A 26,493-nucleotide genomic window follows, 5' to 3' on the forward strand; every position below is an offset into this window, starting at 1 on the left:
TTCCATTTATGTAGTCCATTACTACCTTCTTCTTGAATTCATAACTGTATTTTGACATAAAAATACCGACCTCCAAAGTTAGATTTTTTAGGTCTAACTTTTGGGGGTCGGGTCATAAAATACAGAGCGGTTAATTTTATAAGTTAATTATTCTCTTTTGGTTTTCTTCTTTTATGCTTTTTCTCTGTGAGCGGAGTCATACTCTTGGCACAAATAAGCATAGTGGAAGAATTATGCAATAATGCAGACATAGACGGAGAAATAAGACCTAAAAATCCCGAAGCCATCAGTGCTGAATTAAAACCTACAATAAATCTGTAATTGCGGTTAATTCTATCCATTAATGTCTGACTTATTGTTCTTATTCTCGCAAGTTCGGTAAGGTCGGAGCTTTTGATTGTAATATCTGCGGTTTCTCTTGCAATATCAGACGCATCTCGCATAGCAACAGATACATTTGCAGCCGCAAGCGCCGGTGTATCGTTAATACCGTCACCAACCATAATTACGCCCTTGCTGCTCTTCTTGAGTTCTTCAACATATTTATGTTTATCCTCGGGAAGTACCTGACATTTATATTCGGTAATGCCAAGCATTTCTGCGGTCATTTGAGCCGCTTTCTGACTGTCGCCGGTAAGCATTACAACTCTTTCAATACCCTGATTTCTAAGCATTTGAATAGCTCTCACAGCCTCTTCTCGTGGTGGGTCACTTATACATAACGCACCGACAAGCACACCGCCGATAGCAAGATAAAGCACAGAGCAAGCGCCTGATTTTTCATCAATAGTTTTCTGCTGTTCTTCGGTTACAGGAATCTGCTCGTCCTCCACTACAAAATGCTTACTGCCTATTACAGCCTTTTTGCCATGCAGTGTGGTTGCAATTCCGTGTGCAACAATATACTGAACATCAGAGTGCTCCTCTATGTGAGATAATCCTCTTTCATTCGCTGCATTTACAACGGCATTCGCAACGCTGTGAGGGAAATGCTCCTCAAGACAAGCTGCAATTTTGAGTATTTCTTCCTCTGAATAATCACTGAAAGAAATTACTTTTTCAAGCTTCGGCTCGGCATTTGTCAGTGTACCTGTTTTATCAAATACAATGGTATCTGCGTGAGCATATGCCTCAAGATACTTACCGCCTTTAACGGTAATATCGTGGTCGGCCGCCTCCTTGATTGCGGAAATAACCGCAATCGGAGTAGAAAGTTTGATAGCACAGGAATAGTCAACCATAAGCAAAGAAACAGCTTTGGTAATATTCCTTGTAAGAACCAAAGTAGCCAAGAAACCTAAAAAGCTGAATGGTACAATTCTGTCCGCCAAGGTTTCGGCACGGCTTTGTACTCCTGCCTTAAGATTTTCCGAATTATCAATAAGGTCAATAATCTTACTTATTTTGGTGTTTGAAGAAAGAGCCTTTACATTAACTACAATGTTTCCCTCTTCCACAACAGTACCGGCAAATACGGTTATGCCCTCACGCTTTGCAGCAGGGAGCGGCTCACCTGTCATAGACGACTCGTTTACTGTTGCCTCACCCGATACAACAACACCGTCAACAGGAATAACATTGCCTGTCTGTACTCTGATGTTATCACCCTCTGTCAAATCAGACATAGGAATAAGTACCTCTGAATTATCATCGGTTACAAGCCATACCTTGTCCGCCTTAACAGCAAGGCTGTCCGTAAGCACAGCTTTTGTACGGGCATGAGTATAATCCTCGAGCATACCGGATACGGTAAGCAAGAACATTATTGTTCCTGCGGTTTTAAAGTTTCTCTGTAACAAGCAGGTTGCAATTGACGCACCGTCAAGCACATCAACATTAAGTTTGCAGTTCCAAAGTGCCTTTAAAGCCTTTTTTATGTATTTTATACTTGTGTAAATTGTAACTACCATTCTGATAGGTGCGGGCAAAAGCCATTTTTGCAAAAGTCTTTTTGCCACGCAAGAAATCAGATTATGTTTAAAATTATTGTCAATATCTTGAACGCTGACAGTTTTCTTTGCCTCAACTTTTACAAGAGAACTGCGCTCTATTGACGCTATAACATCAATTACATTCTGACGATAGCCTTTGTCATACATAACAAGGATACCGCCGTTTTCAGAATTTACTTCAACCTTTTTTACATAATTTTTCTCTATAAGAAAATTATAAATACAACCCTCATACGCCTTATCAAAAGCATATGCGCCGCAGCGGAATCTGATTCGCTGCGGCTTATCATATACAATAGAATATTTCATTATTCTTCAACTTCTGTTTCAGTTTCTGTTTCAATGCCGGCTTCTGCCTTTGCATCGTAGCAAAGATCTGCCGCATCGTCTTTCATGCTCTGGAATTTAGCCTTAGCATCTTTCTGAAGCTTCATACCTTTTGCAAGACCGGTTACTGCAACGCTACGAGTCTTTGGTGAAGTAAATACTTTTTTACCTACAATAACTGCTGCTGCGCCTGCAACAACGCACCATAATTTTTCATTTTTTAAAAAATTCTTCATAACTGTTCCTCCTAAGATTTATGATAATTATATTATACTCACTTGTCACAATTTGTCAATACTGTAAGAAAAATCTAATCGAAATTTGTAGGTTATCCCAAACTAACATCTAAAATCATCATAATTACGAACCCAATTGCAACTCCGATTGTACCGATATTTGAGTGTTTTCCGCTCTGCGATTCGGGTATTAATTCTTCCGTTACAACATAAATCATAGCACCTGCCGCAAAAGACAACAGATACGGCAGAATTTGTGTTACTATTCCCGCAAAAATCAAAGTAATCATTGCACCTATCGGTTCAACCGCACCCGAAATCACGCCGTAATAAAATGATTTTAACTTTGAACAGCCGCCGTCTTTGAGCGGCAGAGATATTATTGCTCCCTCCGGGAAATTCTGAATTGCAATTCCGACTGCAAGTGAAATCGCACCTGCCACGGTTATACCCGTATTTTCTGTAATTGCACCTGCCAAAGTTACGCCCACAGCCATACCTTCCGGAATATTATGCAATGTAACCGCAAGCACAAGCATAGTATTTTTTGAAAGTCTTGACTTTACACCCTCAGGTTTGTCACTGTTAAGATGCAAATGAGGGATTACACTGTCAAGCAAGAGCAAAAATCCTATTCCGAGCAAAAATCCCACCGCAGCAGGCAGCCATTCGATTACATTTTGTTTAGCGGACATTTCAACAGACGGAATAATCAGCGACCACACCGATGCGGCTATCATTACTCCCGAGGCAAAACCGAGTAAAAATTTCTGGAATTTTTCGTTGATTTTATTTTTTGTAAAGAAAACCATTGCAGAACCCAAAGAAGTTCCTAAAAACGGTATTAAAAGTATTGCTGTTTGTTGATAAAGCATCTTCCACCACCTTATATTACTGTTTTATAATATGCAAAGAAAGTCTGTAAAAAGCAGTCTTTCTTTAAGTTTATGCATTAATTTTCCAACCTGCCGCTTGCTGTCGGGCATTAACAAAGTTCTTGTAAATTCCGCCCTCCTGCATAAGCTGCGTATGTGTTCCGAGCTGTGCTATTTTTCCGCTGTCAACAACAACAATCTGATCTGCATTGCGCACCGTCTTTAATCTGTGCGCAATCATAATTATTGTTTTTTCCTTTGTAAGAGCGTCAATCGCTTCAACAAGCTCTTTTTCGTTTTCGGGGTCAACATTTGCGGTTGCTTCGTCCAAAATAATTATAGGTGCATTTTTCATAATTGCTCTTGCTATTGAAATTCTCTGCTTTTCACCGCCTGAAATACTTGCACCGCCCTCACCTATCACTGTATCGTAACCATCGGGCAAACTCATAATAAAATCGTGGCAGCAAGCCTTTTTTGCGGCAGTTACAATTTCTTCTCTTGTAGCGTTTTCTCTGCCAAAAGCAATGTTATTTGCTATGGTATCCGCAAAAAGATAAACATTCTGGAACACAAAGCTAAAGTTTTTCATAAGGCTGTCCATACTGTATTCCCGTACATCAATACCGCCCAGTCGGATATTACCTCCGTCAACATCCCAAAACCTTGAAATAAGATTGCAAAGGGTTGATTTGCCTCCGCCTGACGGACCGACAACTGCGGTTGTGGTCTTTTGCGGGATATGCAGTGAAATGCCGTCAATAATTTTTCGTTTGTCATATGAAAATTCAATATTATTAACATCTATATCGTAGTTTTGCGGAATAATATCTTTTCCGTCAATATCCATTGTATCAAGGTCAAGAATTTTCTGCGCTTTGTCAATACAAATATCAATCGTACGCAAAAGTGCCGAGTAACTTCCTGCCTGTTCAAGACTTGAGTAAAGCATAAATGCGCAAATTGTCATACCAATGCAAATCATAAGGCTCATAGAACCGTTAAGATAAAGCAAAACAGAAACAAACATCATAACCGCACCCGTAAGTTTTGTTATAATATTCTGAATTGTCATATACGGAATAAATGCAAATTCCATTTCGGTGTTTACTTTTACATTGTTATCAATAGCTTTATTCAGTTTTTTAGTTTGCTTGCCGAAAAGGTTGTATGATTTAACTTCCGCTATGCCTTGCACATACTCCATTATTTCACTTACAAGTTTTTGGTCCGATTCAACTTTTTCGGCAGAAAGTTTATCGCCTGCTTTTTGTAGAAGAGAATTAACAACAAAAAATAAAATTACACCTGCGGCGGCAATAAGACCTATTCTGAAATCAAAACATAACAGCATTACAATTATAAGCGCTGTATTTAAAATCCCCTGTGTGCTCATCATTACAACTCGGGTTGCAACATCTCCGAGATTTTCCATTGTATTGGTTGCTACGGAGGTAATTGAACCAAGGCTGTTCTTATTAAAATAGCCCATTGGGAGATAACGCAAATGCTGTGCAATTTCAATTCTCTTGTTTGCCGCCGCATTATAACCTGCTTCTGTCTGCAGCATAGCTGATTTTTTCCTTACAAAGAAATCAACCGTAATTGAAACAAACATTATAGCAAGCGACAAAAATACAGTTTTTGAACTAAGCGTATTATCGGTTATATCCATAAGAACAATCATAATCGCAGGGATTTTCATAGCCTCGCAAACAGCCTGAATAACTCCGAGCACGATTGAAATTTGAAACTTCTTTTTATTTACACTTCCGCAAAAATCAAAAAACTTATTTAAAATTTTAAGCATTAATATCACCTCCGTTATCTTTAACAGAAATATGAGCCTGCCACATTTGCTTGTATAATCCGTTATCCTCAAGCAATTCCTTGTGAGTTCCCTGTTCGCAAACTCTGCCGTCGTCAATAACAAAAATTCTGTCTGCGTCTGTAATTGTAGAAAGTCTGTGTGCAATTACAATTAAAGTTTTGCCTGCCACAAGTTTTGCAACAGACGACTGTATTACCGCTTCATTTTCAGGGTCGGTATATGCTGTTGCCTCATCAAGAATAACTATAGGAGCATTTTTAAGCATTGCTCTTGCAATTGATATACGCTGTCTTTCGCCTCCCGAAAGATGTCCACCTGCACCTCCGGCTACAGTATCAAAGCCGTTTTCAAGCGACATAATAAAATCATAACAACCGCTTAATCTTGCTGCCTGCTCAACCTCTTTGTCAGTCGCATTCAGATTGCCCTGTCTGATGTTTTCCCTTACTGTTTCGTTAAAAAGGTAATTGTCTTGTGCAACATAAGCTACGCTCTTATTGTATTCTTCAAGCGACAAATCTCTGATATTTACACCGCCGATTTCAATACTGCCGCTGTCTGTATCCCACAGAGAAGCTATGAGTTTTGCAATTGTTGATTTACCGCTGCCCGAAGGACCTACAATAGCGTTTACACTGCCCGAATCCATACACATATTTATGTTGTGCAGGACTTCTTCATCGTGATAACCAAAGCATATATCTTTAAGTCTTATAGAATAATCATAAGGCTTTTTCTTTGATTTTTCGGGTCTGTCAAGTTCCTTTTGGGTGAGAATACCTGCCACTTCGCCCACAACAGTGCCTATTTTGCCGAGGTCATCGGTGTAGCTCATAACGGTAATGAGCGGTCCTACAATGCTCAGTGCAAGAATAATGCACATTACAAAATTTGCAACAGAAAGACTGCCGTTTAAAATAAACATTGCGCCAAACGGCAAAACGGTGAGAAGTGTGTACGGGGTAAGAACAAGCGAAATGCTATGGTAAATACAGCATTTGCGCATCCAGCCGATATACGCCTCTGCTCCCTCTTTAGCGGCTTTTGTGAATTTTTCGTAAGAGGAGTCCGCCTTGCCGAATACCTTTATAACCTCAATGCCGTTTATGTATTCCACTGCCGCATTGTTAAGCGCCTTGGTTTTTTCGACCGCATTTTTAAAGTTTTCTTCATAGCCGATAAACATTCCAAAGGTTGAGCAAAAGCCGAGCACAACGGTTACAAGCGAAAGCAGTGCCATTCGCCAGTCAATTACAAACAAATATACAAGCACTGCAACGGGCGGAATCAGATTGGAAGTAAATTCGGGCAGAATATGCGCAAGCGTTGTTTCTATGCTGTCTATTCGCTCGACCATTATGTTCTTAAGCGTACCCGATGATGTATCTTTAACATATCCGAGCGGCACTCTTGAAAGTTTGTCGCAGGTTTCTTTACGAATCTGACCGAGTACGCTGAAAGTAGCTTTGTGTGAAAAAGCAGTTGAAATCGAATGGAATATTTCGGCTATAACAAAAGAAGCCGCTATCATTGCAATTTCAATCAGATACACCGAAAAGTTTTTCTCTCCGTTTAACAGTTTGTTGATAACATCACCTATAATGAAAAACGGTATCAGCTTGAACAATACATTCAAAACCGCAAGCACTACGCTTACTGAGTAAAGAGATTTTTGCCTGCCTGCCCACTGCATAATCCATGCCGCAGAGGATTTTTCTTTTTTCATTATTCCACTCTCCTTTAATAAAAAAGTTAGTTTACGCTAACTTTTATTTAAAAATTTTCGTATCTGCCTATACAGATACGAAAAAATTATACTGATTTTAAAATGATATACCGAAAAGTTTTTCCCAGCCTCCGGTATAAAACATTTTCAGCTTTTTGACACGCTCAATCGCAACGCTCTTTTTCATATCGTGAACCACAATTTCAAACATTGCCGAAAACATACCGCTCGACACCATATGAATAAAGTCCTTGTCAAGCTGCGGAATTTCCGTTCCGCTTTTTCGCATATCTTCAATAAATGTAAGGGTTGACTGCGTTTCTCTTTCAACAAGATTATGTATAAAAGAAGTAAACTCCGTGCCGTCAGCCTTACAAAGCAGCAATTTAAAATTATCGTAATGTTCGTAAATATAGTTGAGCATTTGCGTGATGGAATCCGTTGAAACTCCGGTCATGGCATTTTGCTGTTCACTGCTCGACAAAGTCTGAAAATTTTGCAAAGTAACATCATAAATAGAATATATTTTATTTGCATACGGTTCAACCAGCGAAGCAAATAAATCCTCTTTAGTTGGAAAATATTTGTAAAACGCACCTGTGGTGAGTCCTGCATTTTTTACTATTTGTCTTAATGAGGCATTGGCAAAACCTTTTTCCATAAATTCATCAAGAGCCGCTTTTTCGATTTTTGCCTTTGTTTCTTCATTACCTGTCATTTAAATTACCTCGCAAAAGATAACAGCGTTATATAACACTGTTATCTTATCATTAATTTATCTCTTTGTCAAGAGAGTTTTTAATTGTATAACATATTAATAAACCTGCATTATAAAAATCCCTCAACAGCAAATTATGAAATTTACCGTTGAGGGATTGTCCTTATCTTTCTCTAAGTAAGACGGTTAAGTCTGTTTTTTCAGACCGTTTTACCGCTGTTTTACAAACTATAAAGAGGAGCAATATAATCATCAGTATTACCGTTGAAATTTCACCAATCGTTATTTTTACGGTCATTTCCATAATTGTATTGCCAAGCAATGAATATATGTAAGGATTTATAAGCAGATTTCCTAACAAGAAAGCGAAAATTATACCTATAAATATCGAAATCAAAGCGAGTATTATATGCTCTGTAAAAATTATATAAAATATATGCTTTGTTTTGTAGCCGAGAGCACGGTACAAAGCAAGCTCGTTTGTACGGTTGCTTATATTGTTTTTTAAAAAAATAAAAAATCCGACTATAATAAAAGCAATAAATAAAACCGCTGTCGCAAGAGAAATATACATTGCTGTATTATAAGTCTGTACATTTATAACATCCGTTCTTTTATAAACATTACATATATCAGACAACTCCTGCAGCGCCGTTTCGGTATTTTCGGGTTTATCTACAACAATCATATAACTTTTATCGCCCGAATATTCACCCGATACCGCCGCATCGTATTTAAACAAATCATTCTTCGGCACAAGTATTTCTTTATTTTCAAATATAGGATCCGATGTACTGTAAGCGCCGATTATTTTTATTTTAAATACCGTATCCTCTCCTACATTTAATTCAAGAGTTTTTCCGATTAAATCTTCACCTTTTATCTCACTGAATTTGCGTTCGTTTTCATTGTAATCTTTTATTTTTTCGGGAACAAGCGCTACTCCGGTTTCGCTTTCGTCAAAAGTTCTGCCCGAAGTAATTAAAGGAGAACTTTCGTTATGAACAAACGCCAATGTGTATTGTGACGACAAAGTTTTAGAACTATCGGAAAAAGTCAGTTTTGACGGAATTTTATAAACATCGGTTACATATTGATTTTCTTTCAGCTTTGTGATTTTACTTTCTATATAGTCGTCCGGTATATTATCCGTAAAATCAGTTTCAAGTTCTCGTCTTGAAATATGATTATTAATTTTATTTACCACATTGTCAGTCATAGGTAAAATCAAACCAATCGACAAAAGCATAAGAACTGTTGATAATATCACAAATATACAGAAAAATGCGGAAGACAGCTTTCTGGTTTTTACCGATGATTTTATCAGAATATTTAGTCTTGCAAGTTTCATTTTACTTTTCTCCCAATACTCCGTCTTTCATAGTATATATTTTATCCGCAAAATCAATAACGGCGTCATTATGACTTACAACAAGCACACCTTTGCCAAGATAACACAACTTTTTTAATTCTTCAAAAACCATAAGTTCGTTTTTACTGTCAAGATTTCCTGTCGGTTCGTCGGCGAGAATAAAATCGGGGTCATTGGCAAGCGCTCTTGCAATGGCAACTCTCTGCTGTTCACCGCCAGAAAGTTCGAAAGGATAATGTTCTTTGCGGTTAGTAAGACCTACCGAATCTATCAGCTGCATTGCCTGTTCTTTCATATCATTCATTGAGGTGAATTTATCGTTTATCAGCATAGGTACCATAACATTTTCGTAGAGTTTTAAATGTGCATTAAGATGAAAGGCTTGAAACACAAAGCCTAAATTTTCCATACGAACATCTGCAATCGCATTTTTGTCAAGGGTCGATACATCATTGCCGTTAATAATTACCTGCCCCGATGTGCAAGTATCAAGTAAACCCGCAATTTGAAGCAAAGTGCTTTTTCCGCTGCCCGACTGTCCCATAACGGCAATAAATTCACCTTGATTTACCGTAAGCGAAACATTGTCCACGGCAACTACACTGTTGTTATATATTTTTGAAATTTCTTTTAATTCTATTGCGTTCATAACAGTACCTCGTTTAATTTAATTCATAGCGTCCTTTGGCTGTATTTTATTAATTTTGCAGAGTGAAATAAGCTGACATATAAGCGGAACAACAACTGCCAAAGCCAATGAAACGGCAAGGAAAATCAGGTAATCAGTCCAATTTACAACATACAAACGATTTATATATGTATCATGATTAAACATAAAATTCATAACCGCAATTACCAATGCTGAAATAACCGCACCTATAGCACAGCCCCTTATTGTAAGAATCAACTGTTCAAAATACATACATTTAAATATCTGACTGTTTTTATAACCTATAGCTTTCAGCAAACCGATTTCACCCTTTCTGTTAAACAGAGAAAGCACCGTCGATTGTATAAGAATAACAACACACAGTATAAGCGATGCCGAAATCATAAAAACACTTAATATTTTGAAAACTTTTGATGATTTAACCGTTTCCTCCTGTATTCCGAGTTCGGGGTCGGAAAATACAAAATACCCTGCCTCATTAAGTTCATTACACAACGGTACTATGTTATCGTAATCATCAACGACTATAAAGTGATCGTGCAAAGACGGGGTCTTGTACCAATGCACTGCATTTGACCTTTCATCATTCAAATCTATTATTGAAGCGTCAAAAGCGTCTTGAATTATCTGCACCCCCGTATCCTCCGAAACAAATATATGGTTATAATAGCCCTTAGTTGTAGGCTCTGAATAATACACACCCACAACTTTCAACTTATATTCAATTGCAGGCAAATACATAGTTTTATTTTCATACATTGCCAATTCAGGGTCGATATTATAAAAAACTTCAAGTCCGTCACCATTCGAAGGCGTTACTGTAATTGTTTTTCCGATAAGACTTTCGCCGTCTATATAATTAAGGTCAGAATCAGTGTTTTCATATTCAAAAGGATAAAAAAGACTTGGTATTATACAACTGTACACGGGACTTTCATCAAGACTTTTTCCTGCCATTACATCCATTTTTTCATCGCCTATCAACGGATATAAATTTAAACTGCCGTTTAAATCTTCGTTGCCTTTATAAAAATCTTTATATTCGCCGTTTTCGTCACTTACATCAACTACATCCATATACTGATTTATTATTCCCTTAAGTTCGTATATATCTTCCACATGGTCAAAAGACATTAACTTGCTCTTTAATTCGTCGGTAACGGCACCGTTGTCTATCGGACTGAAAGTAATCATTCTCGCACGAATATCATTTTTATAATCAGTTACGGCTCTGTTAATTGTTACGGCATAACTTGAAATCAATGTAAGGGAAATAACAAGTATAACCATAAAAGCTGTAATAAATATACTCTTTCGATTACCTTTGATATTTGCTTTTGCCAAGAAATTAATATTTTTTATCTTCATTACTTTTCACCCGTAAATAAATCTGTGTAATATTTGCATATAAAATATAAAGTTAATACAATTTTATAATATCATTAACGATTATTTTTGTCAATTAATTTTTAACATATATACATCCATTTTACAAAAAACGACAGTGTATGAAATAAAAATCACACACTGTCGTATATTTTTCTCTTTAATTTATTCTGCAATTGTTTTCACAAAGAATATAAAATAAATCAGGTGACAAAGCCATACTATCGCTAAAATTATGCACGGTACGATTATACCTTTTATCATCATCATTACAAAGCCGAATGTCATCAACACAGTAACTGACGCAAAACTCAAATTCGTTTTACATCTGTTTTTATGTATTGTGGTTATTATAGCTTTTGAATTACAATTTTTCTGTATGTATTAAACTTTACCCATTTTACAAAGAATTTTGAATCGTTAATATCTTCAAGATTTTTGTATTCGTCAAGCATTGTTTTGATTTTCTCGTCACTGTCGGCAAGAATCTCAAAACCCCTGCCGTTGATAACAGGCACAGCGCTGTATTTGTAATCATCAACCGAAGTAATGGCTGTAACCACCTTATTGCGAACGCTCACTGCCACCAAATCACGAAGTACAATAATATCAAAGTTGTCTGGGTATGAGTAGCTGTCGCCCCTTGTCGGAATTTCGTCACCGACAGTGTAAGTTTCTCTTACAGGCTGATATTTAAGTACATTAAGGCTTGTGGTATCATAGTAGAATTCTTCAAAAATATCTCCTCTTGCCTCAAGCTCGCCGTTTTTAAACGAAGCTTTTTCAGAACCCGATACGCCTTTCTGACTTACCTTTTCAACCACACCGCATGCCGAAGTCATATTCGTTACACGGTTTATAAGTATAAGTTCACCCAAAGTTTTGTGAGCAGAGAACAAGTCGGCAACAATCGGCTCGGTAAGTAAAAGATTACATACCGCAATACCGTTTTTATTTAAAGTATCTGCCTTGATATGCTCGCCTGTATTTACATCAACAGCATATTCAATACCTGTAATAATACCGCTGATTGTCTTTGTACCGAGTTTTACAAGATAATCTGTACCGACCGCAAGAGGTTCGTCGTCCATCCAAAGAATTGATACATTAAGTTTCTGATAAGACGCAAGTTTTGTGTCCTTTGCAATTACACAGCCTCTTGACACATCAACTTCTTTATCAAGTGTAATTGTAACAGGCTGACCCTTAAATGCGGTTTTTACATCTTTGCCTGCCGCAAGCAACTGCTTAACCTTAGCTTTTTCGTTGCTTGGCAATGCAATGATTTCATCGCCTACATTTATACTGCCCGACTCAATCTGTCCCTGAAAACCTCTGAATGTGTGATCGGGACGGCAAACTCTTTGAACAGGCATATAAAAGCCCTCTTCCTCTTCCGAGGCAGATACATCAACTTTTTCGAGGTATTCAAGGAGCGGAACTCCGTTATACCATGGAATGTTCTGTGACTTTACCGTAACATTGTCGCCCTCTGTGGCAGAAAGCGGAATAATGTAGATATTTTCAAGAGAAAGCTCTTTTTTAAGCTCGTCAATCTGTGCTACGATTTCATTAAAACGCTGTTCACTGTAATTTACAAGGTCCATTTTATTTACCGCAAAAACAAAATGTCTTATACCCATAAGTTTGCAGATTCTTGCGTGTCTTCTTGTCTGCACAAGTACACCCTGAGATGCGTCTATAAGAATTACGGCGAGGTCTGCAAAAGACGCACCTACCGCCATATTTCTTGTATATTCCTCATGGCCGGGGGTATCGGCTACAATAAAACTTCTGTTATCGGTTGTAAAATAACGGTAAGCAACATCTATTGTGATGCCCTGTTCACGCTCTGCCATAAGACCGTCAAGCAAAAGCGAATAGTCAATGTCACCGTTACGGCTGCCTACCTTACTGTCAAGCTCAAGAGCTTTTTCCTGGTCGGCGTAAATTAACTTTGCATCATACAGAATATGACCTATAAGTGTAGATTTACCGTCATCCACACTTCCGCAGGTAATAAACTTCAATAAACCTTTCATTAGAAATAGCCCTCCCTTTTTCTGCGTTCCATACTGCCTGCCGCCTCGTTGTCAATAACTCTTGAGGTACGCTCGGAAGACACAGAGCTTAAAGTTTCGTCAATGATTTCGTCAAGGGTAGTTGCGGTTGATTCAATACCGCCTGTAAGAGGATAACAGCCGAGGGTTCTGAAACGAACCGACTTGTACTCCGGTACTTCACCCTCTTTGAGCGGGAATCTGTCATCGTCAACCATTATAATATTGCCGTCACGATATACAACAGGTCTTTCCGCCGCAAAATAAAGCGGAACAATATCTATATTTTCTCTCTTTATGTACTGCCAGATGTCTTTTTCTGTCCAGTTTGAAATCGGGAAAACTCTTATGCTTTCGCCCTTGTTGATTTTAGTGTTGTAAAGTTTCCACATCTCGGGGCGCTGATTTTTAGGGTCCCAAGCCTGCGCCTGATTTCTGAAAGAGAAAATTCTCTCTTTGGCTCTTGACTTTTCTTCATCTCGTCTGCCGCCGCCGAATGCCGCTGTAAAACCGTACTTTGTAAGTGCCTGCTTTAAAGCCTGAGTTTTCATAATATCTGTATAAGCAGCGCCGTGGTCAAACGGATTTATTCCCTGCTTTATTCCCTCTTCGTTGGAATAAACAATCATCTCAATACCAAGTTTTTTTGCTGTATCGTCACGGAATTTAATCATATCTTTAAACTTCCATGTAGTGTCTATGTGCATAAACGGAAACGGCGGCTTTTCAGGGTAAAAAGCCTTCATTGCGAGGTGGAGCATAACAGAGCTGTCCTTGCCTATTGAATAGAGCATAACAGGCTTTTCGCACTCTGCGGCTACCTCTCGGATTATATATATAGCCTCTGCCTCAAGCTCATCTAAATGTGAAAGCTGACTCATTCTTATTCCTCCTCAGTACTTATTCGATTCCTTTTGGTTAATATCTATCTTAATGGTTTTACCCTCGGGCTTGTCAATTATCCAACTAAGTATATCGCCCTTTTTCTCGGTATGAACAAGACTGCCCATACCGCCGATATCTGCACCAAGATAAAAGCTGATTGCATATGCAGGACATTCCTTAATACATGAAGTACAGCCCCAGCAATCTTTCGGATACTTTATGTAAGCACGGTTGTCACTGTCAAGCTTTATAAGACTGCCGGGACATACATTTCGGCATCTTCCGCAGCCTATGCACTTCTGCTTGTCAATCGCAATGCTCATAGCTTTTACCTCCCTCTACCAAATCTCGGTTAATTATTTTAATTTTGCCGTTTTCGAGTCGTGAATTTACATATTTATTAAAGTTTTTGTCATCCTTATTCGGATAATCAAGGTTTTCCGCAAAGCTGTGCCAACGGGTTTCCTTTCTTGCCTTTAAGTGAGCAATTACACTTCTGCAAACCGTAAGTCTTTCCTTAAGCTCGTAAATATACATAAGCTCCTGAAAATCTTCCGCATATAAACTGCCTGAAAGTTTAATAAGCTGTTTGATTTTGTAGTCTGCAATATCAAGCTGTTTTTCGTTAAAACGGTAGTTTGTTTTTATACCGCCTGCATAGCTGTCCATTACAGTCTGCATTGCCTCTTCAAGCTGTTCCGTTGTATAACGGGTATCTTTTTTTGTTAAAAATTCTTCAACTTCGGCAATGTGCTTATCGGTTATTTCATCTTCAAGCTGCGGTGCTTGTGTATGATTGTTCACATACTCAACAGCCGACATACCTGCGATTTCACCCTCTGCAAGTGCACCTGTTACATACTTCTGCGGGCAGCCGCCTGCAACATCGCCGCCTGCAAACAATCCGTCAATTGTTGTGGCTCTTTTGGTATCAACCCAATAGCCGCTCGCTGTGTGACCGCCGACAATATACGGTTCCGTTCCCTCAATCTCAACATTTTGCTGTGACGGGTTCTTGCCGCTTTCTATCCACTTAATTGTCTGTGACGGCGCCATATTAAGATAAGCCTTTAACAGTGATTCGTCCTGCTCGGCTGTTATACCCTCTGTACGAAGATAGCACGGACCTCTGCCCTCTTGGTTTTCATTTACTGTGCCGTAAACTCGCTGTGAAGTTGTAAGTCCGTAGTTGGTTTCATATACCTCGCCGAGCGAATTTACCTGTTTTGCGCCGACGCCCTGTGCAAGTGTACCTGTCGGAGCAATTGTATCTTTACAACGAAGTGCGATAAAGCGCATTTCAAATGTTGTCATCTCCGCACCCGCATTAATGCCCATTGCATAGCCTGCGCCCGTATTAAACGGAGGATACCACATTTTGTGTCTTGAAAAGCCTGGATTATTCGGCTTGTAAAGACCTGCCGCACCGCCTGTGGCAACGATTACGGCTTTTGCTTCTATTATGTAAAATGTATCGTTTTCAATGCCTATACCGTAAGCACCGTTGATTTTATTGTTTTTTACGGCAAAATCTATAATGTTTACTCTGTTGAGGATTTCAACATTCTTTGTTTTTTCAACAGCCGAGGCAAGAATAGGTTTAATGTTTTCACCGTTTATTTTAAGGTTTCTATTACCCCTTGTAACATACTTACCGTTTTCATCCTTTAAAATAACAAGACCTAACTTTTCAAGCCTATCCGTTACCTCATTCAGCTTTTCGGACATTGTAAGGAGTAAATCTTCTCTTACAATTCCGTCGGCATCTTTTTTTGCGTAATCAACATAATCCTGCGGCTTTCTTCCCTCAACGATGTATGCGTTAAGAGCGTTTACTCCTGCCGCAAGACATCCGCTGCGCTTGATGTGTGCCTTTTCGCAAATTAAAACTTTTTTATCTGAATTTTCTGAAATAGTGAGTGCGGCATAACAGCCTGCTGTACCTCCGCCTATTATCAGAATATCTGTACTTAATTTTTCAATTTTCATAGGCTGCCTCTCCCTTTTACACTCACCTTATTTTCATATCATTTTATTTTTTCAAGATAATCTTCCGCAGATAATACGCAATTAGCACCGTCCGATACAGCTGTTACAACCTGTCTTAACTTTTTGGTACGAACATCGCCTGCAACAAATATTCCGTTTGCCGAAGTTACTCCGTCCTCATTTGCAACAATATAGCCGTTATTGTCAACTTCAACCAAATCCTTAAGAATTGCCGAATTAGGCACACTTCCGACTGCAACAAAAACGCCGTCAACTTTGATTTCGGCTTCTGCGCCGTTTTTATCAACTGTGATCGACTCAACCTTATTACTGCCGTTAATCTTTTTTATCTGCGAATTAAGCAATATTTCTATATTAGAAATATTTTCAACTTTTTGCTGTAAGGTTTTATTGGCTCTGAATTTATCTCTGCGATGAATAAGATAAACTTTTTTCGCAAACTTTGAAAGCAAAGCCGCATCGCCAAGTGCGGTATCTCCGCCGCCTGCAACAGCTGTGATTTTATCTTTATAAAATGCAGCGTCACAAACTGCGCAATACGATACTCCTCTGCCCGAAAACTCTTTTTCACCCTCAACCTGAAGTTTTCTGCGTTCCGTACCGACCGCATAAATTACAGTGTGAGTTTCTAATGAATTTCCGTTGTCAAGTTCAATGCTGTAATCAGTTGTGTTTTTGCTGATTTTAACAGCCTCTCCCTCTATAAATTCAGTACCGAGGCTTTCTGCGTGTGTTCTGAACTTTTCGCCCAAATCAAAGCCGTTTTCGCCGTATAATCCCGGGTAATTATCTACACGCTCGCTTTCTGCAATCTGACCTGTGCCAAGGTAGTTTTTCTCAACCACAACTGTCTTAAGTCCTGCTCGTTGAGCATAAATTGCCGAAGAAAGTCCTGCCGGACCGCTTCCGATAATAACTATGTCGTACATAATTTCCCTCCTTGTTTAGTAAATAACCAATTCTTCCTTTTCTGAAGATGTGCCGTTGATTTTAAATGAATTTAGCACGGGATTTTCTCTGTCCATAAGTGACAAAATCATATAGCTTGCCTTGCTGTCATATGCAAGTCGCTTGTCCTCATCCGACGGTCTTGACGGAGATTCAGGATGTGAATGCCAGTTACCGAGCGGTACAAAACCGTTCTGTCGCATATCCTTTACCGCCGCAAGCTGTTCCTTTGGGTCAAGCGAAAAATGCTCGTTTGAATGGTCGATGTTTGAAAGAAGATAAACTTTTTTAATTTCCTTGTTTTCGCCGTCAACCGTACCCGCAATCAATCCGCAAGCCTCGTTAGGCAGCTCACTTTCTGCGTGAGCCACAATTTTATTATAGTCAGCTTTTGATAATTTAATCATAAATGAACACCGTCACATTCTGCCTGTTCGTAATCTATAAGCTCGGTAATTGTAGGATGATCACCGCAAACCGCACAATTATGTGTGTTTGACGGAAGTTTTATCTTACGAAATTCCATTTTGAGTGCATCGTATGTAAGTAAATATCCTGTGAGCAAATCGCCCTTGCCGAGAATATACTTAATAGCCTCCATTGCCTGCAAACTGCCGATAACACCGCCCATTGCTCCGATTACACCCGCTTGCTTACAAGTAGGAACTGCGTCCTTTGGCGGTGGGTTTTTAAATACACAACGGTAGCAAGGGCCTTCACCGGGCACATATGTCATAAGCTGTCCCTGAAATCTGATAATACCTGCGTGTGAAAAAGGTTTTTTAGCCATTACGCAAGCGTCATTTATAAGAAACTTTGCCGGGAAATTATCGGTACCGTCAATAATGAAATCGTAATCTTTGATAAGGTCCATAATATTTTCACTTGTAACAAAGGTATGGTAAGTTTTTACCGTAACATCGGGATTCATAGCCTCCATAGTTTCCTTTGCCGATTGTACCTTTGGCTTGCCTACATCTTTTGTAGCGTGAATAATCTGGCGCTGAAGATTTGAAAGGTCAACCTCGTCAGCATCGGCAATACCGATTGTACCGATACCGGCAGCGGCAAGATACATTGCTGCGGGAGCACCGAGTCCGCCTGCACCGATTATAAGCACTTTTGCGTTAAGCAACTTTTTCTGTCCCTTTGCACCAACCTCTTTGAGAATGATGTGACGGGAATAACGCTCAAGCTGTTCGTTAGTAAATGCCATTACTGACCGCCTCCCATGAAATAAAGAAATTCAACTACATCGCCGTCCTTGAGTACGGTTTCTTCAAAAGTACCGCTTGCAAGGAATTCGTCGTTTACACTTACTGTTACATACTCCGGTGTTTCTACATCTTCGTCAATAATAAGCTGTGCTACTGTAAGTCCTTCTGCTACTTCTTTTTTATTACCTGCAACTGTGATTGTCATAATAATAACCCCTTTAAACTGATTTTTCAATAACTTCTTTAATTTCTGCTTGTTTTACTGCGCCTCGCAGTCTTGAAACCTCTTCGCCGTTTTTAAAAAATACCAAAGTTGGTGCTGCCTGTACCTCGTATTTTTCGGCAAGCTCGGAATCAAAATTTATATTGATTTTAACAATTTTGAGCTTTTCGGCATATTCTTCTTCAAGTGCGAAAAGTACCGGTGAAAGTCTTTTACAAGGCACACAGCTGTCTGAATAAAAATCAGCGAGTACAGTTTTATCTGCCTGTAAAACTTCTTTTTCAAAATTGTCTTTACTGATTCTTGTCGGCATTTAATCACCAACCTTTTTAACTATAAGATTATAAGTGCCGTCCTCGTTATCAATGAGTTTTAAAATTTGGTGACCCTCTTCCTTGATACTTCTCGGAACATTCTGTACAGGCTCACCGTCATTCATTTTAACACTTAAAATCTGACCGTCATCAAGCTCCTCAAGAGCAACCTTTGCCTTAACAAATGTTGTCGGGCAGACAACATCGGTAATATCTACTGTATCGTCAATAATAAAATCAGCCATTGTATGCCTCCAATATCTTTTCTTCAAATTTTTCTCTGCCTACTCTGTCGATTGTGAACTTAAAGCGTTCGCTCGGCTTTGCGTTTTCTTCAAAGAAATTAACAGCCGCATCGCAGATTTTCAAAAGTTTTTCTTTATCTTCAACAAAAGGAATGATTGTTTCACCTTTGTTAATTGAGTTGCCGAAAAGTCCGCCGAATGAAACTATGTAACCGTGAACGGTATCCCAAGCGTCGGTCGGGCAAGCCTTATAGCATCTTCCGCAGAAATTACATTTTGACTTGTCAACGGAAATTTTCCCGTCCTCAAGAGTGATAGCACCCTGTCGGCAAGCCTTTACGCAAACGCCGCAGCCTATACAGTCACTTTCTCTCCAGTCAACCTTTATTCCGCCCTTAATTCCCAGGTCGTTTTCCTCTGACTTAAGGCAGTTGTTCTGACATCCTGTAATACCGAATTTAAATTTATGCGGAAGTTCTTTTGCAAAATATCTGTCATCAAGTTCTTTTGCAAGTGAATATGTATCAATACAGCCGCTCGGGCAAATTGCCTGTCCCTGACAAGCTGTAATTGTTCTTACTCTCGGACCGCATACACCGGGTTCAACATCGCCCTCGGCAAGTGCCGCCTTTACATTTTCAACATCGTCAAGTTTAATAAACGGAATTTCAACACTTTGTCTTGAGGTAAGATGCACATAGCCGTCACCGAAATTTTCTGCTACTTCTGCAATCTTGGCAAGTTGTTTTGCCGTAAGATTTCCGCCTACCACTCTTAAACGAAGGGAAAAATTATTTTTTTGCTTTTGGCGCATAAATCCGCCTTTTTTTAATGTTGAATAATCAACTGCCATTGTGAATCCCCCAAAACTAATTGTTTATTTTACTTATTGCATTTCCGAAGTCCTCAATCAGATCTGCAATGTCCTCTATACCGACGCTGATTCGGATTGTATCGTCAAACACACCTGCGTTCTCTTTCTGCTGTTCTGTACTGTGTGCGTAAATTGTGCTTGACGGATGAATTACCAATGTTCGTGTGTCACCGATATTTGTTGCGTTGGTTGCAAACTTCAAATTATTTATAAGTTCAAAGGCTTTTTCTTTACTGCCGGCTCTTATTGTAAGAATCGCACCGCCTTTGCCTTTTAAAAGTTTTTGTGTAAGTGCGTAATACTCTGAACTTTCAAGTGCCGGGTAATTAACCTCAATATCTTTACAGGTTTCAAAAAATTGTGCAAGTTTCAATGCGTTGCTGCAAAGGCACTCCATTCTCAGTCCCAATGTTTCAAGACCGACAGAATTTAAAAATGCATTAAACGGAGCAAGACAACAACCGAAGTTTCGCCATATACCGTTTCGCAGTTTTGCAAGATACGAAAGTTTACCGTATTTTTTGTATTCCTTCATACCTTTGAATTTCTCCGTATCCCATTCAAATTTACCGCTGTCAATTATTATACCGCTGATTGCGTTTCCGCCGCCGTTAATATACTTTGAGGTTGAATGAACAACAATGTCAGCACCGAAATCAATCGGGTGAACAAGATACGGTGTTGCCGTGGTGCTGTCTATAATAAGAGGTATATTGTATCTGTGTGTAAGATTTGATACCGATTCAATATCCACAATATCGAGTTTCGGATTGCCGATAAGTTCCGCAAACACTGCTCTTGTGCGCTCGTTGATAAGCGGTTCAACATTCTGCGGTGTAACCTCGTCTGCAAAGTGAGCGGTTATACCGAATGCCTCTAAATCCTTTAATAAATCAATAGTTCCGCCAAAAAGACCTGCGCCTACTATTATTTCGTCACCGGACTCCAATATATTAAGAAGTGCCATTGTAACTGCTGCCATACCTGACGAACACGCAACAGCACCTGCACCGTTTTCAAGGGCGGCAATTCTTGCCTCAAAAGAAGCCACCGTAGGATTGCCTATTCTTGAATAAGCATATCCGGGCGCTTTGTTGTTGAACACTTTTTCAAGCTGTTCGGCAGAGCTGTGCGAAAAAGCACTTACCTGATAAATAGGAGTCATAGTAGAGCCCGACGCCTTATCGCCGCTAAAATTTTTGTGCAATAACGCTGTATTAAACTCCATAAGCTTCCCATCCCTTTTAAATCATATTTGCTTAGTCAATGCTTATCCTGCAAAAGCTTATCTGCAAGATGATACTGTAGATTATAACGCATTTAACTTAGTATTTCAATAGGTTTTGTAGGATTTTACCTATTTTACAAATTTTATTCCATATTATTCTAAAATCTGTCATTATATACAATACATATTTATTTGGTAAGTATTGATTTTTTCCTTAAAAAATGTTAATCTATATTTAATACGCTTAGTCAGGCATATTCTGCTCCAAAACAGGCTTTTCTTCTGTATAAGGGGCTGATTATTAATTGAAAATATCAACAAAAGTTGAATTTGGCATTATGGCGATAATCGACATAGCGGTTTATTCTCAAAACGGCTGTTCGGTCACCGCTCCCGATATTGCCAAAAGGCACAATATATCTAAAAAATATCTTGAACAAATACTGCCGTCCCTCACCTCCGCAAATCTGATTCGTGGGCAAAAGGGACTTAACGGCGGTTATGTAGTTGCAAGAGATTTGAGTAAAATTACTTTTAAAGACATATTAAATGCTCTTGACACAAGGGTGCTTAATGATGTTTATTTTGACAGCAGAGATAAAAACGATATGATGACGGAGCTTATAAACGACAGATTGTGGAGCGCAATGTCATCATACCTGCAAAACTATGCCGAAAGTATAACTCTGGCAGAAATTGCGGAACATTACAAACAAAACGAAATTATTGCACAGGCTAAGGCTGTGTAATAAAGAAAAAAAGTGCAGCAAGATTATAGAATTGCTGCACTTTTTCTTTTCGTTATTATTCTAAACTTTTGATTGCATTGATTGTTTTATCTATATCCTCATCGGTATGTGCAAACGAAACAAACATTGCCTCAAACTGTGACGGAGCTGTATATATGCCGTTGTCCTGCATATGTCTGAAATATTCGGCAAATCGGGCAGTATCGGCAGTTTTGGCTGTATCATAATCTTTTACCTTTTCATTGGTAAAGAAAACCGTCATAATTGAACCTACACGATTCACATTCATTCCCGATTCTTGCATGGCATTTTCAAGCTGCAATGAAATTTTCTCAAGCCTTGTATAAATTTCAGCTTCGTTTTCCTCAAGGATTTTTAAGGTTTCAATTCCCGCACTTACGGCAACGGGATTACCTGAAAGTGTGCCTGCCTGATACACCGAACCGAGCGGAGCAACGCACTGCATAACTTCTTTTTTACCGCCGTACACAGCCAAAGGCATACCTCCGCCTACAATTTTGCCAAGTGTGGTAAGGTCGGGTTTAACATCGTAATATTTTTGAGCACCGCCAATGCTAAGTCGAAAACCCGTAATAACTTCGTCAAAAATAAGCAGAGAATTATATTTTAGCGTAATATCTCTCAAAAACCGTAAAAAGCCCTCCTGCGGCGGTACAACTCCCATATTGGCGGCACAAGGCTCTACAATAACGCAGGCAATATTATCACCATGCTCCTCAAAAAGTTTTTCTACCGACTCTTTATTATTGTACTTTGCAAGCAGGGTATTATCCGTATATCCTTTAGGAACACCTGCACTGTCGGGGATAGAATTGGTAAGAAGTCCTGAACCCGATTTCACAAGCAGACCGTCCGAATGACCGTGATAGCAACCCTCAAACTTAACTATTTTATCTCTCTTTGTATAACCCCTTGCGGCACGGATTGCACTCATAACCGCCTCTGTACCCGAATTTACAAGTCTTAACATTTCCATTGACGGAAAATGCTTTTTTATAAGTTCGGCAAGTTCGATTTCTCCGCTGTGACAAGCACCGAATGTAAGTCCTTTTTGACAGGTTTCGGTTACTGCATTTATAACTCTTTCGTTAGCGTGTCCGAGAATATTCGGACCCCATGAGCAAATATAATCGATGTATTCGTTGCCGTCGACATCATATATTTTTGAACCCTTTGCGTGGTCGATAAACAACGGCGCTCTGCCAACCGCACGGCACGCACGAACAGGACTGTTTACTCCTCCGGGCATAAAATTTTGAGCTTGGGCATAAAACTTTTCCGAATTTTGAATATTCATTTTTGCCACCTCTTACTTGTAAAATTCGTCAATCCACTTTGCGGCGTCAAGCGCGTGATATGTAATTATAATATCCGCACCCGCCCTTTTCATAGCGATTAAATTTTCGGAAACAATTTTCTTTTCGTCTATCCAACCTTTTTCTGCCGCTGCCTTTACCATCGCATATTCGCCGCTGACATTGTACACTACAAGCGGTAAATCAAAACGCTCTCTTGCGGCTTTTACAACATCAAGATACGCAAGCGCAGGCTTTACCATAACCATATCTGCGCCCTCTTCTATATCGTCTTCAATCTCTCGCAGTGCCTCTTTGCCGTTTGCATAGTCCATCTGATAGCTTTTTCTGTCGCCGAATTCAGGTGCGGACTCGGCGGCATCTCTGAACGGTGAATAATATGCAGATGCAAACTTTGCACTGTAAGAAAGTATAGGAGTATCTGCAAAGCCGTTTTCATCAAGAGCATTTCTGATTGCAGACACTCTGCCGTCCATCATATCTGACGGAGCAATAATGTCCGCACCTGCCTTTGCAAGGCTTACCGCCATTCTTGAAAGCAGTGGCAGGGTTTCGTCATTCAATATTTTATGACCGCATACAACACCGCAATGTCCGTGACTTGTATATTCGCAAAGACACACATCGGCAATTATAAGCATTGACGGATATTTAACTTTTATATATCGGATAGCCTGCTGGGTAATTCCGTTTTCGTCATAAGCGCCGCTTGCAAGCTCGTCCTTGTGTTTCGGAATACCGAAAATTAATATTCCCGCAATCGAACTCTCGCTTATTTCCGCTAAAATTTCATCTAATCTGTCAAGTGAATACTGATAAACATTTGGCATAGATTCCACGGGCTTTTTTATATTTTCGCCCTCGGCAACAAAAATCGGGTAAATAAGGTCTTTCTTATCTACTCTTGTTTCACGCACAAGACTGCGTATACTTTCATTTGATCTCAGTCGTCTGAATCTTCTCATTAAAAATCACTCTCTTTTTTAACATCTGAAATAATTGTATTGATAATTCCGACTACATCTTTTGTTTTTGCAATTTTGTAATCGGCTATATTGTACTTATGCAAAGCCTTTGCGGTTATCTCGCCAATACAAACAATTTTTGTGTTTTCGCTAACAGCATATCCGCTTTCAAAAAAAGCGTTTACGCCCGAAGAACTTGCAAAGGTTATGTAATCGGAGGTAATAATTCCGCCCTCCGACTTACTTTCCGACTGAATGTCATAGGTCTTTACTTCGTCATAAATTATATTATTGCGACTTAAAATTTCAGTAAGTTCTTTTGAGCCGTTTTCCGCACGCAAAATCAACACACGCTCATTTTTGTTTACCGTATCTGCCAAAAGATTTCCCAAATCAACCGAAGTATAAACCTTTGGAATAATATCGGCAAAAATGCCGTATTTTTCAAGAATACCCGCTGTTCCGCTGCCAATAACGGCAAATTTTACATTACACAGTTTGCGAACATCGACCTTTAACGCTCTCAATTTTTTAATAAAAATTTCAGCTCCGTTCATACTTGTAAGCACTATGTAATTATAATTATTAACGTTTGAAAGCGCTTTGTCAAGCTGCTCGTTTTGTCTGTATTCCTTTACACTAAGATAATCAATACGGTTGATTCTCGCACCGAGCGACATAAGTTCTCTGCCTAGTTTCGCAGACAATTTATGCGTACCTGTAACCGCAACGGTTTTATTTTTGAGCGGCTTTTCTATTGTAGCGGAAAAGTCAAACCCCACTGCTTCTCCCACTACGATTATTGCAGGCGGTTCAACTTTGCTTTGCTCTGCAAGACTGCAAATATTTTTTAAAGTACCTCTTACCGTACTTTCCTTTGCATATGCACCGTTTGACACAATTGCGACAGGCGTATTTTCACTTTTGCCGTTTTCTGTAAGACCTTTTACAATTTCGGGTAATTTTCTAAGTCCCATTAAAAATACAAGTGTACCGTCAAGTTTTGCGTATTCCCGTATATTTTTCGGTAAGGTATCCTGCGCCGTATGACCTGTGATTATGTGTACACTGCGGCTTAAATTTCTGTGAGTAACAGGAATACCCGCAATTTCGGGAACTGCTATTGCCGAGGAAATACCGGGGATAACTTCATAAGGAATATTGTGACTTTGAAGTGCCTGTACTTCCTCTCCTCCCCTGCCGAAAACAAACGGATCTCCGCCTTTTAGGCGCACAACAGTCTTGCCTTCATTTGCTTTTGCAATGAGAATTTCGTTTATGTTCTCCTGCTTTTCACTATGCTTTCCTGCTCGTTTTCCGACACAAATTTTTTCTGCATTATCCGCATACTCAAGCAACAGCTTGTCGGTAAGGCTGTCATATACAACGACATCGCATTTTTTCAGACAATTCTGCCCACGCAGAGTTATTAAGTCATAATCGCCGCACCCTGCTCCCACAAGATAAACTTTTCCGTTGTTCACAACTCGCTCACCAACCTTTTTGCAAGATTAAACCTGTCCTTAATATCGGCACTGCCCGATATTGTTTTTTTACAATCTGTAGAAATTATAAGCTCTATTTTGCCGTTTGTTACCTTTGAAAAAGCGCCGACAGGCATACCGCAATCTGCGTTTAGCAACTTTGGAATCTGTCTTTCTGTTTCAAATTCAAGCATAGTTTCCCTATGGCTGATTTCTCTAAGCATTTGCGATACGGCACTGCCCTTTCTGCTCTCTGCCACGATAATCGCCTGACAGGGCGCAGGGAGAAAATCTTTGTACTCAAAGGGCATTATATCATAATCGGCGCTGTTGTAAAGCGACAGCCTTTCAAGTCCTGCCGCCGCAAGAATAATTGCGTCATAGTCGCCGTTCATCAGCTTGCCGAGTCGTGTGTCTACATTTCCTCTTATATCCTTAATGCAAACGAGCGGATAGATTTTTTTGATAAAACTCTGCCGCCTTAAACTGCCCGTACCCACAATAAAATCTTCTCTGTTTTGTATCGGATTGTTTTTTCTTGCAACAAGCACATCACGATAATTGCCACGATTTAAAGCAGAGGATATTTCAAGTCCGTATGCAAGTTCAAGAGGCAGATCTTTTGCGCTGTGCACTGCCATATCTGCCGCTCCGCTTAATAAAGCATTCTCAAGTTCAGAGATAAAAACTCCCTTTCCGCCTATCATTGCAAGCGGCTTATCAAGAATTTTATCTCCTTTTGTTGAAATGCAAACTATTTCTGTATCTATATCGTCAAATCTCTTTTTCAAAGCATTTGCAAACATCTCTGTCTGTGCAAGGGCAAGTTTGCTTTTTCTTGTACCTATTCTTACTTTCATA

Annotated in this window: 26 protein-coding genes; 1 reads left to right on the forward strand and 25 read right to left on the reverse strand. The window is 39.3% G+C overall.

All coding sequences use genetic code 11. From position 1 onward, the window contains the following. Positions 1–143 precede the first annotated feature (143 nt). From I2E21_RS06995 to I2E21_RS07095, 21 genes are all read right to left on the reverse strand, one after another. Complete coding sequence (locus I2E21_RS06995) at positions 144–2,261, reverse strand: heavy metal translocating P-type ATPase (RefSeq protein ID WP_195410833.1); 2,118 nt, start codon at positions 2,259–2,261, stop codon at positions 144–146. Next, positions 2,261–2,515, reverse strand: a complete 255-nt coding sequence (locus I2E21_RS07000) for a hypothetical protein (RefSeq protein ID WP_022235274.1) — start codon at positions 2,513–2,515, stop codon at positions 2,261–2,263. Before I2E21_RS07000 ends, I2E21_RS06995 begins: the two co-directional genes overlap by 1 nt. Positions 2,516–2,607: 92 nt before the next feature. Then, positions 2,608–3,390, reverse strand: a complete 783-nt coding sequence (locus tag I2E21_RS07005) for a ZIP family metal transporter (RefSeq protein WP_186935145.1) — start codon at positions 3,388–3,390, stop codon at positions 2,608–2,610. 70 nt (positions 3,391–3,460) lie between these two features. Continuing rightward, positions 3,461–5,200, reverse strand: coding sequence for an ABC transporter ATP-binding protein (locus I2E21_RS07010; protein WP_186935146.1), 1,740 nt, complete (start codon positions 5,198–5,200; stop codon positions 3,461–3,463). Next, positions 5,193–6,947, reverse strand: a complete 1,755-nt coding sequence (locus tag I2E21_RS07015) for an ABC transporter ATP-binding protein (RefSeq protein ID WP_022235271.1) — start codon at positions 6,945–6,947, stop codon at positions 5,193–5,195. The genes I2E21_RS07010 and I2E21_RS07015 overlap by 8 nt, the downstream gene beginning before the upstream one ends. A gap of 97 nt (positions 6,948–7,044) precedes the next feature. Continuing rightward, positions 7,045–7,665 carry a TetR/AcrR family transcriptional regulator gene (locus I2E21_RS07020; protein WP_022235270.1) on the reverse strand — a complete coding sequence of 207 codons (621 nt, stop codon included), beginning with the start codon at positions 7,663–7,665 and terminating at the stop codon, positions 7,045–7,047. Between the two features lie 163 nt (positions 7,666–7,828). Further along, positions 7,829–9,016: an FtsX-like permease family protein gene (locus I2E21_RS07025; RefSeq protein WP_022235269.1), complete on the reverse strand. Its 1,188-nt coding sequence runs from the start codon at positions 9,014–9,016 to the stop codon at positions 7,829–7,831. Between the two features lies 1 nt (position 9,017). Then, positions 9,018–9,686 carry an ABC transporter ATP-binding protein gene (locus I2E21_RS07030; RefSeq protein WP_022235268.1) on the reverse strand — a complete coding sequence of 223 codons (669 nt, stop codon included), beginning with the start codon at positions 9,684–9,686 and terminating at the stop codon, positions 9,018–9,020. 18 nt (positions 9,687–9,704) lie between these two features. After that, a complete protein-coding gene (locus I2E21_RS07035) occupies positions 9,705–11,075 on the reverse strand; it encodes an ABC transporter permease (RefSeq protein WP_195410834.1) in 1,371 nt (456 codons plus the stop codon). A gap of 368 nt (positions 11,076–11,443) precedes the next feature. Next, entirely contained in the window at positions 11,444–13,135 is a 1,692-nt protein-coding gene (locus I2E21_RS07040; protein ID WP_195410835.1) for a GTP-binding protein, read from the reverse strand. Next, a complete protein-coding gene (gene cysD, locus I2E21_RS07045) occupies positions 13,135–14,034 on the reverse strand; it encodes a sulfate adenylyltransferase subunit CysD (RefSeq protein ID WP_117704912.1) in 900 nt (299 codons plus the stop codon). Before cysD ends, I2E21_RS07040 begins: the two co-directional genes overlap by 1 nt. Before the next feature lie 12 nt (positions 14,035–14,046). Next, the gene (locus I2E21_RS07050; RefSeq protein WP_195410836.1) at positions 14,047–14,361 is read right to left on the reverse strand and encodes a ferredoxin family protein; all 315 of its coding nucleotides are present in this window, start codon (positions 14,359–14,361) and stop codon (positions 14,047–14,049) included. After that, entirely contained in the window at positions 14,345–16,027 is a 1,683-nt protein-coding gene (locus I2E21_RS07055; protein WP_195410837.1) for an adenylyl-sulfate reductase subunit alpha, read from the reverse strand. The genes I2E21_RS07050 and I2E21_RS07055 overlap by 17 nt, the downstream gene beginning before the upstream one ends. Positions 16,028–16,065: 38 nt before the next feature. After that, complete coding sequence (trxB, locus tag I2E21_RS07060; protein WP_195410838.1) at positions 16,066–16,977, reverse strand: thioredoxin-disulfide reductase; 912 nt, start codon at positions 16,975–16,977, stop codon at positions 16,066–16,068. Between the two features lie 15 nt (positions 16,978–16,992). Continuing rightward, positions 16,993–17,403: a M67 family metallopeptidase gene (locus tag I2E21_RS07065; protein ID WP_195410839.1), complete on the reverse strand. Its 411-nt coding sequence runs from the start codon at positions 17,401–17,403 to the stop codon at positions 16,993–16,995. Beyond that, the gene (gene thiF, locus I2E21_RS07070) at positions 17,400–18,212 is read right to left on the reverse strand and encodes a thiazole biosynthesis adenylyltransferase ThiF (RefSeq protein ID WP_195410840.1); all 813 of its coding nucleotides are present in this window, start codon (positions 18,210–18,212) and stop codon (positions 17,400–17,402) included. Before thiF ends, I2E21_RS07065 begins: the two co-directional genes overlap by 4 nt. Then, the gene (gene thiS / locus I2E21_RS07075; RefSeq protein WP_022235256.1) at positions 18,212–18,418 is read right to left on the reverse strand and encodes a sulfur carrier protein ThiS; all 207 of its coding nucleotides are present in this window, start codon (positions 18,416–18,418) and stop codon (positions 18,212–18,214) included. The genes thiF and thiS overlap by 1 nt, the downstream gene beginning before the upstream one ends. 13 nt (positions 18,419–18,431) lie before the next feature. Further along, on the reverse strand, positions 18,432–18,749 hold the full coding sequence (trxA, locus tag I2E21_RS07080) for a thioredoxin (protein ID WP_117704918.1): 318 nt from the start codon (positions 18,747–18,749) through the stop codon (positions 18,432–18,434). Then, positions 18,750–18,995, reverse strand: a complete 246-nt coding sequence (locus tag I2E21_RS07085; RefSeq protein WP_022235254.1) for a sulfurtransferase TusA family protein — start codon at positions 18,993–18,995, stop codon at positions 18,750–18,752. Further along, positions 18,988–19,848: a 4Fe-4S binding protein gene (locus tag I2E21_RS07090; RefSeq protein ID WP_022235253.1), complete on the reverse strand. Its 861-nt coding sequence runs from the start codon at positions 19,846–19,848 to the stop codon at positions 18,988–18,990. Before I2E21_RS07090 ends, I2E21_RS07085 begins: the two co-directional genes overlap by 8 nt. Before the next feature lie 16 nt (positions 19,849–19,864). Beyond that, entirely contained in the window at positions 19,865–21,097 is a 1,233-nt protein-coding gene (locus tag I2E21_RS07095) for an aminotransferase class I/II-fold pyridoxal phosphate-dependent enzyme (RefSeq protein ID WP_195410841.1), read from the reverse strand. A 305-nt stretch (positions 21,098–21,402) separates the two neighbouring features. On the opposite strand from I2E21_RS07095, the gene I2E21_RS07100 reads away from it, so the two are divergent. Then, positions 21,403–21,846: an Rrf2 family transcriptional regulator gene (locus tag I2E21_RS07100; RefSeq protein WP_186935154.1), complete on the forward strand. Its 444-nt coding sequence runs from the start codon at positions 21,403–21,405 to the stop codon at positions 21,844–21,846. A gap of 55 nt (positions 21,847–21,901) precedes the next feature. On the opposite strand, the gene hemL is transcribed toward I2E21_RS07100, so the two are convergent. The 4 genes from hemL to hemC are packed head-to-tail and all read right to left on the reverse strand — an operon-like array spanning position 21,902 to position 26,492. Then, positions 21,902–23,164 carry a glutamate-1-semialdehyde 2,1-aminomutase gene (gene hemL, locus I2E21_RS07105; RefSeq protein WP_195410842.1) on the reverse strand — a complete coding sequence of 421 codons (1,263 nt, stop codon included), beginning with the start codon at positions 23,162–23,164 and terminating at the stop codon, positions 21,902–21,904. Positions 23,165–23,176: 12 nt separating this feature from the next. Next, positions 23,177–24,148 (reverse strand): porphobilinogen synthase, encoded by a 972-nt coding sequence (gene hemB, locus I2E21_RS07110; protein WP_176782118.1) that lies wholly within the window; start codon positions 24,146–24,148, stop codon positions 23,177–23,179. Then, a complete protein-coding gene (gene cobA, locus I2E21_RS12550; protein ID WP_195410843.1) occupies positions 24,148–25,632 on the reverse strand; it encodes a uroporphyrinogen-III C-methyltransferase in 1,485 nt (494 codons plus the stop codon). The genes hemB and cobA overlap by 1 nt, the downstream gene beginning before the upstream one ends. Beyond that, on the reverse strand, positions 25,629–26,492 hold the full coding sequence (gene hemC, locus I2E21_RS07120; RefSeq protein WP_195410844.1) for a hydroxymethylbilane synthase: 864 nt from the start codon (positions 26,490–26,492) through the stop codon (positions 25,629–25,631). Before hemC ends, cobA begins: the two co-directional genes overlap by 4 nt. Position 26,493: the final 1 nt, after the last annotated feature.

This window comes from Ruminococcus sp. BSD2780120874_150323_B10 (genome assembly GCF_015553695.1).
GTDB lineage: Bacteria > Bacillota > Clostridia > Oscillospirales > Acutalibacteraceae > Ruminococcoides > Ruminococcoides intestinale_A.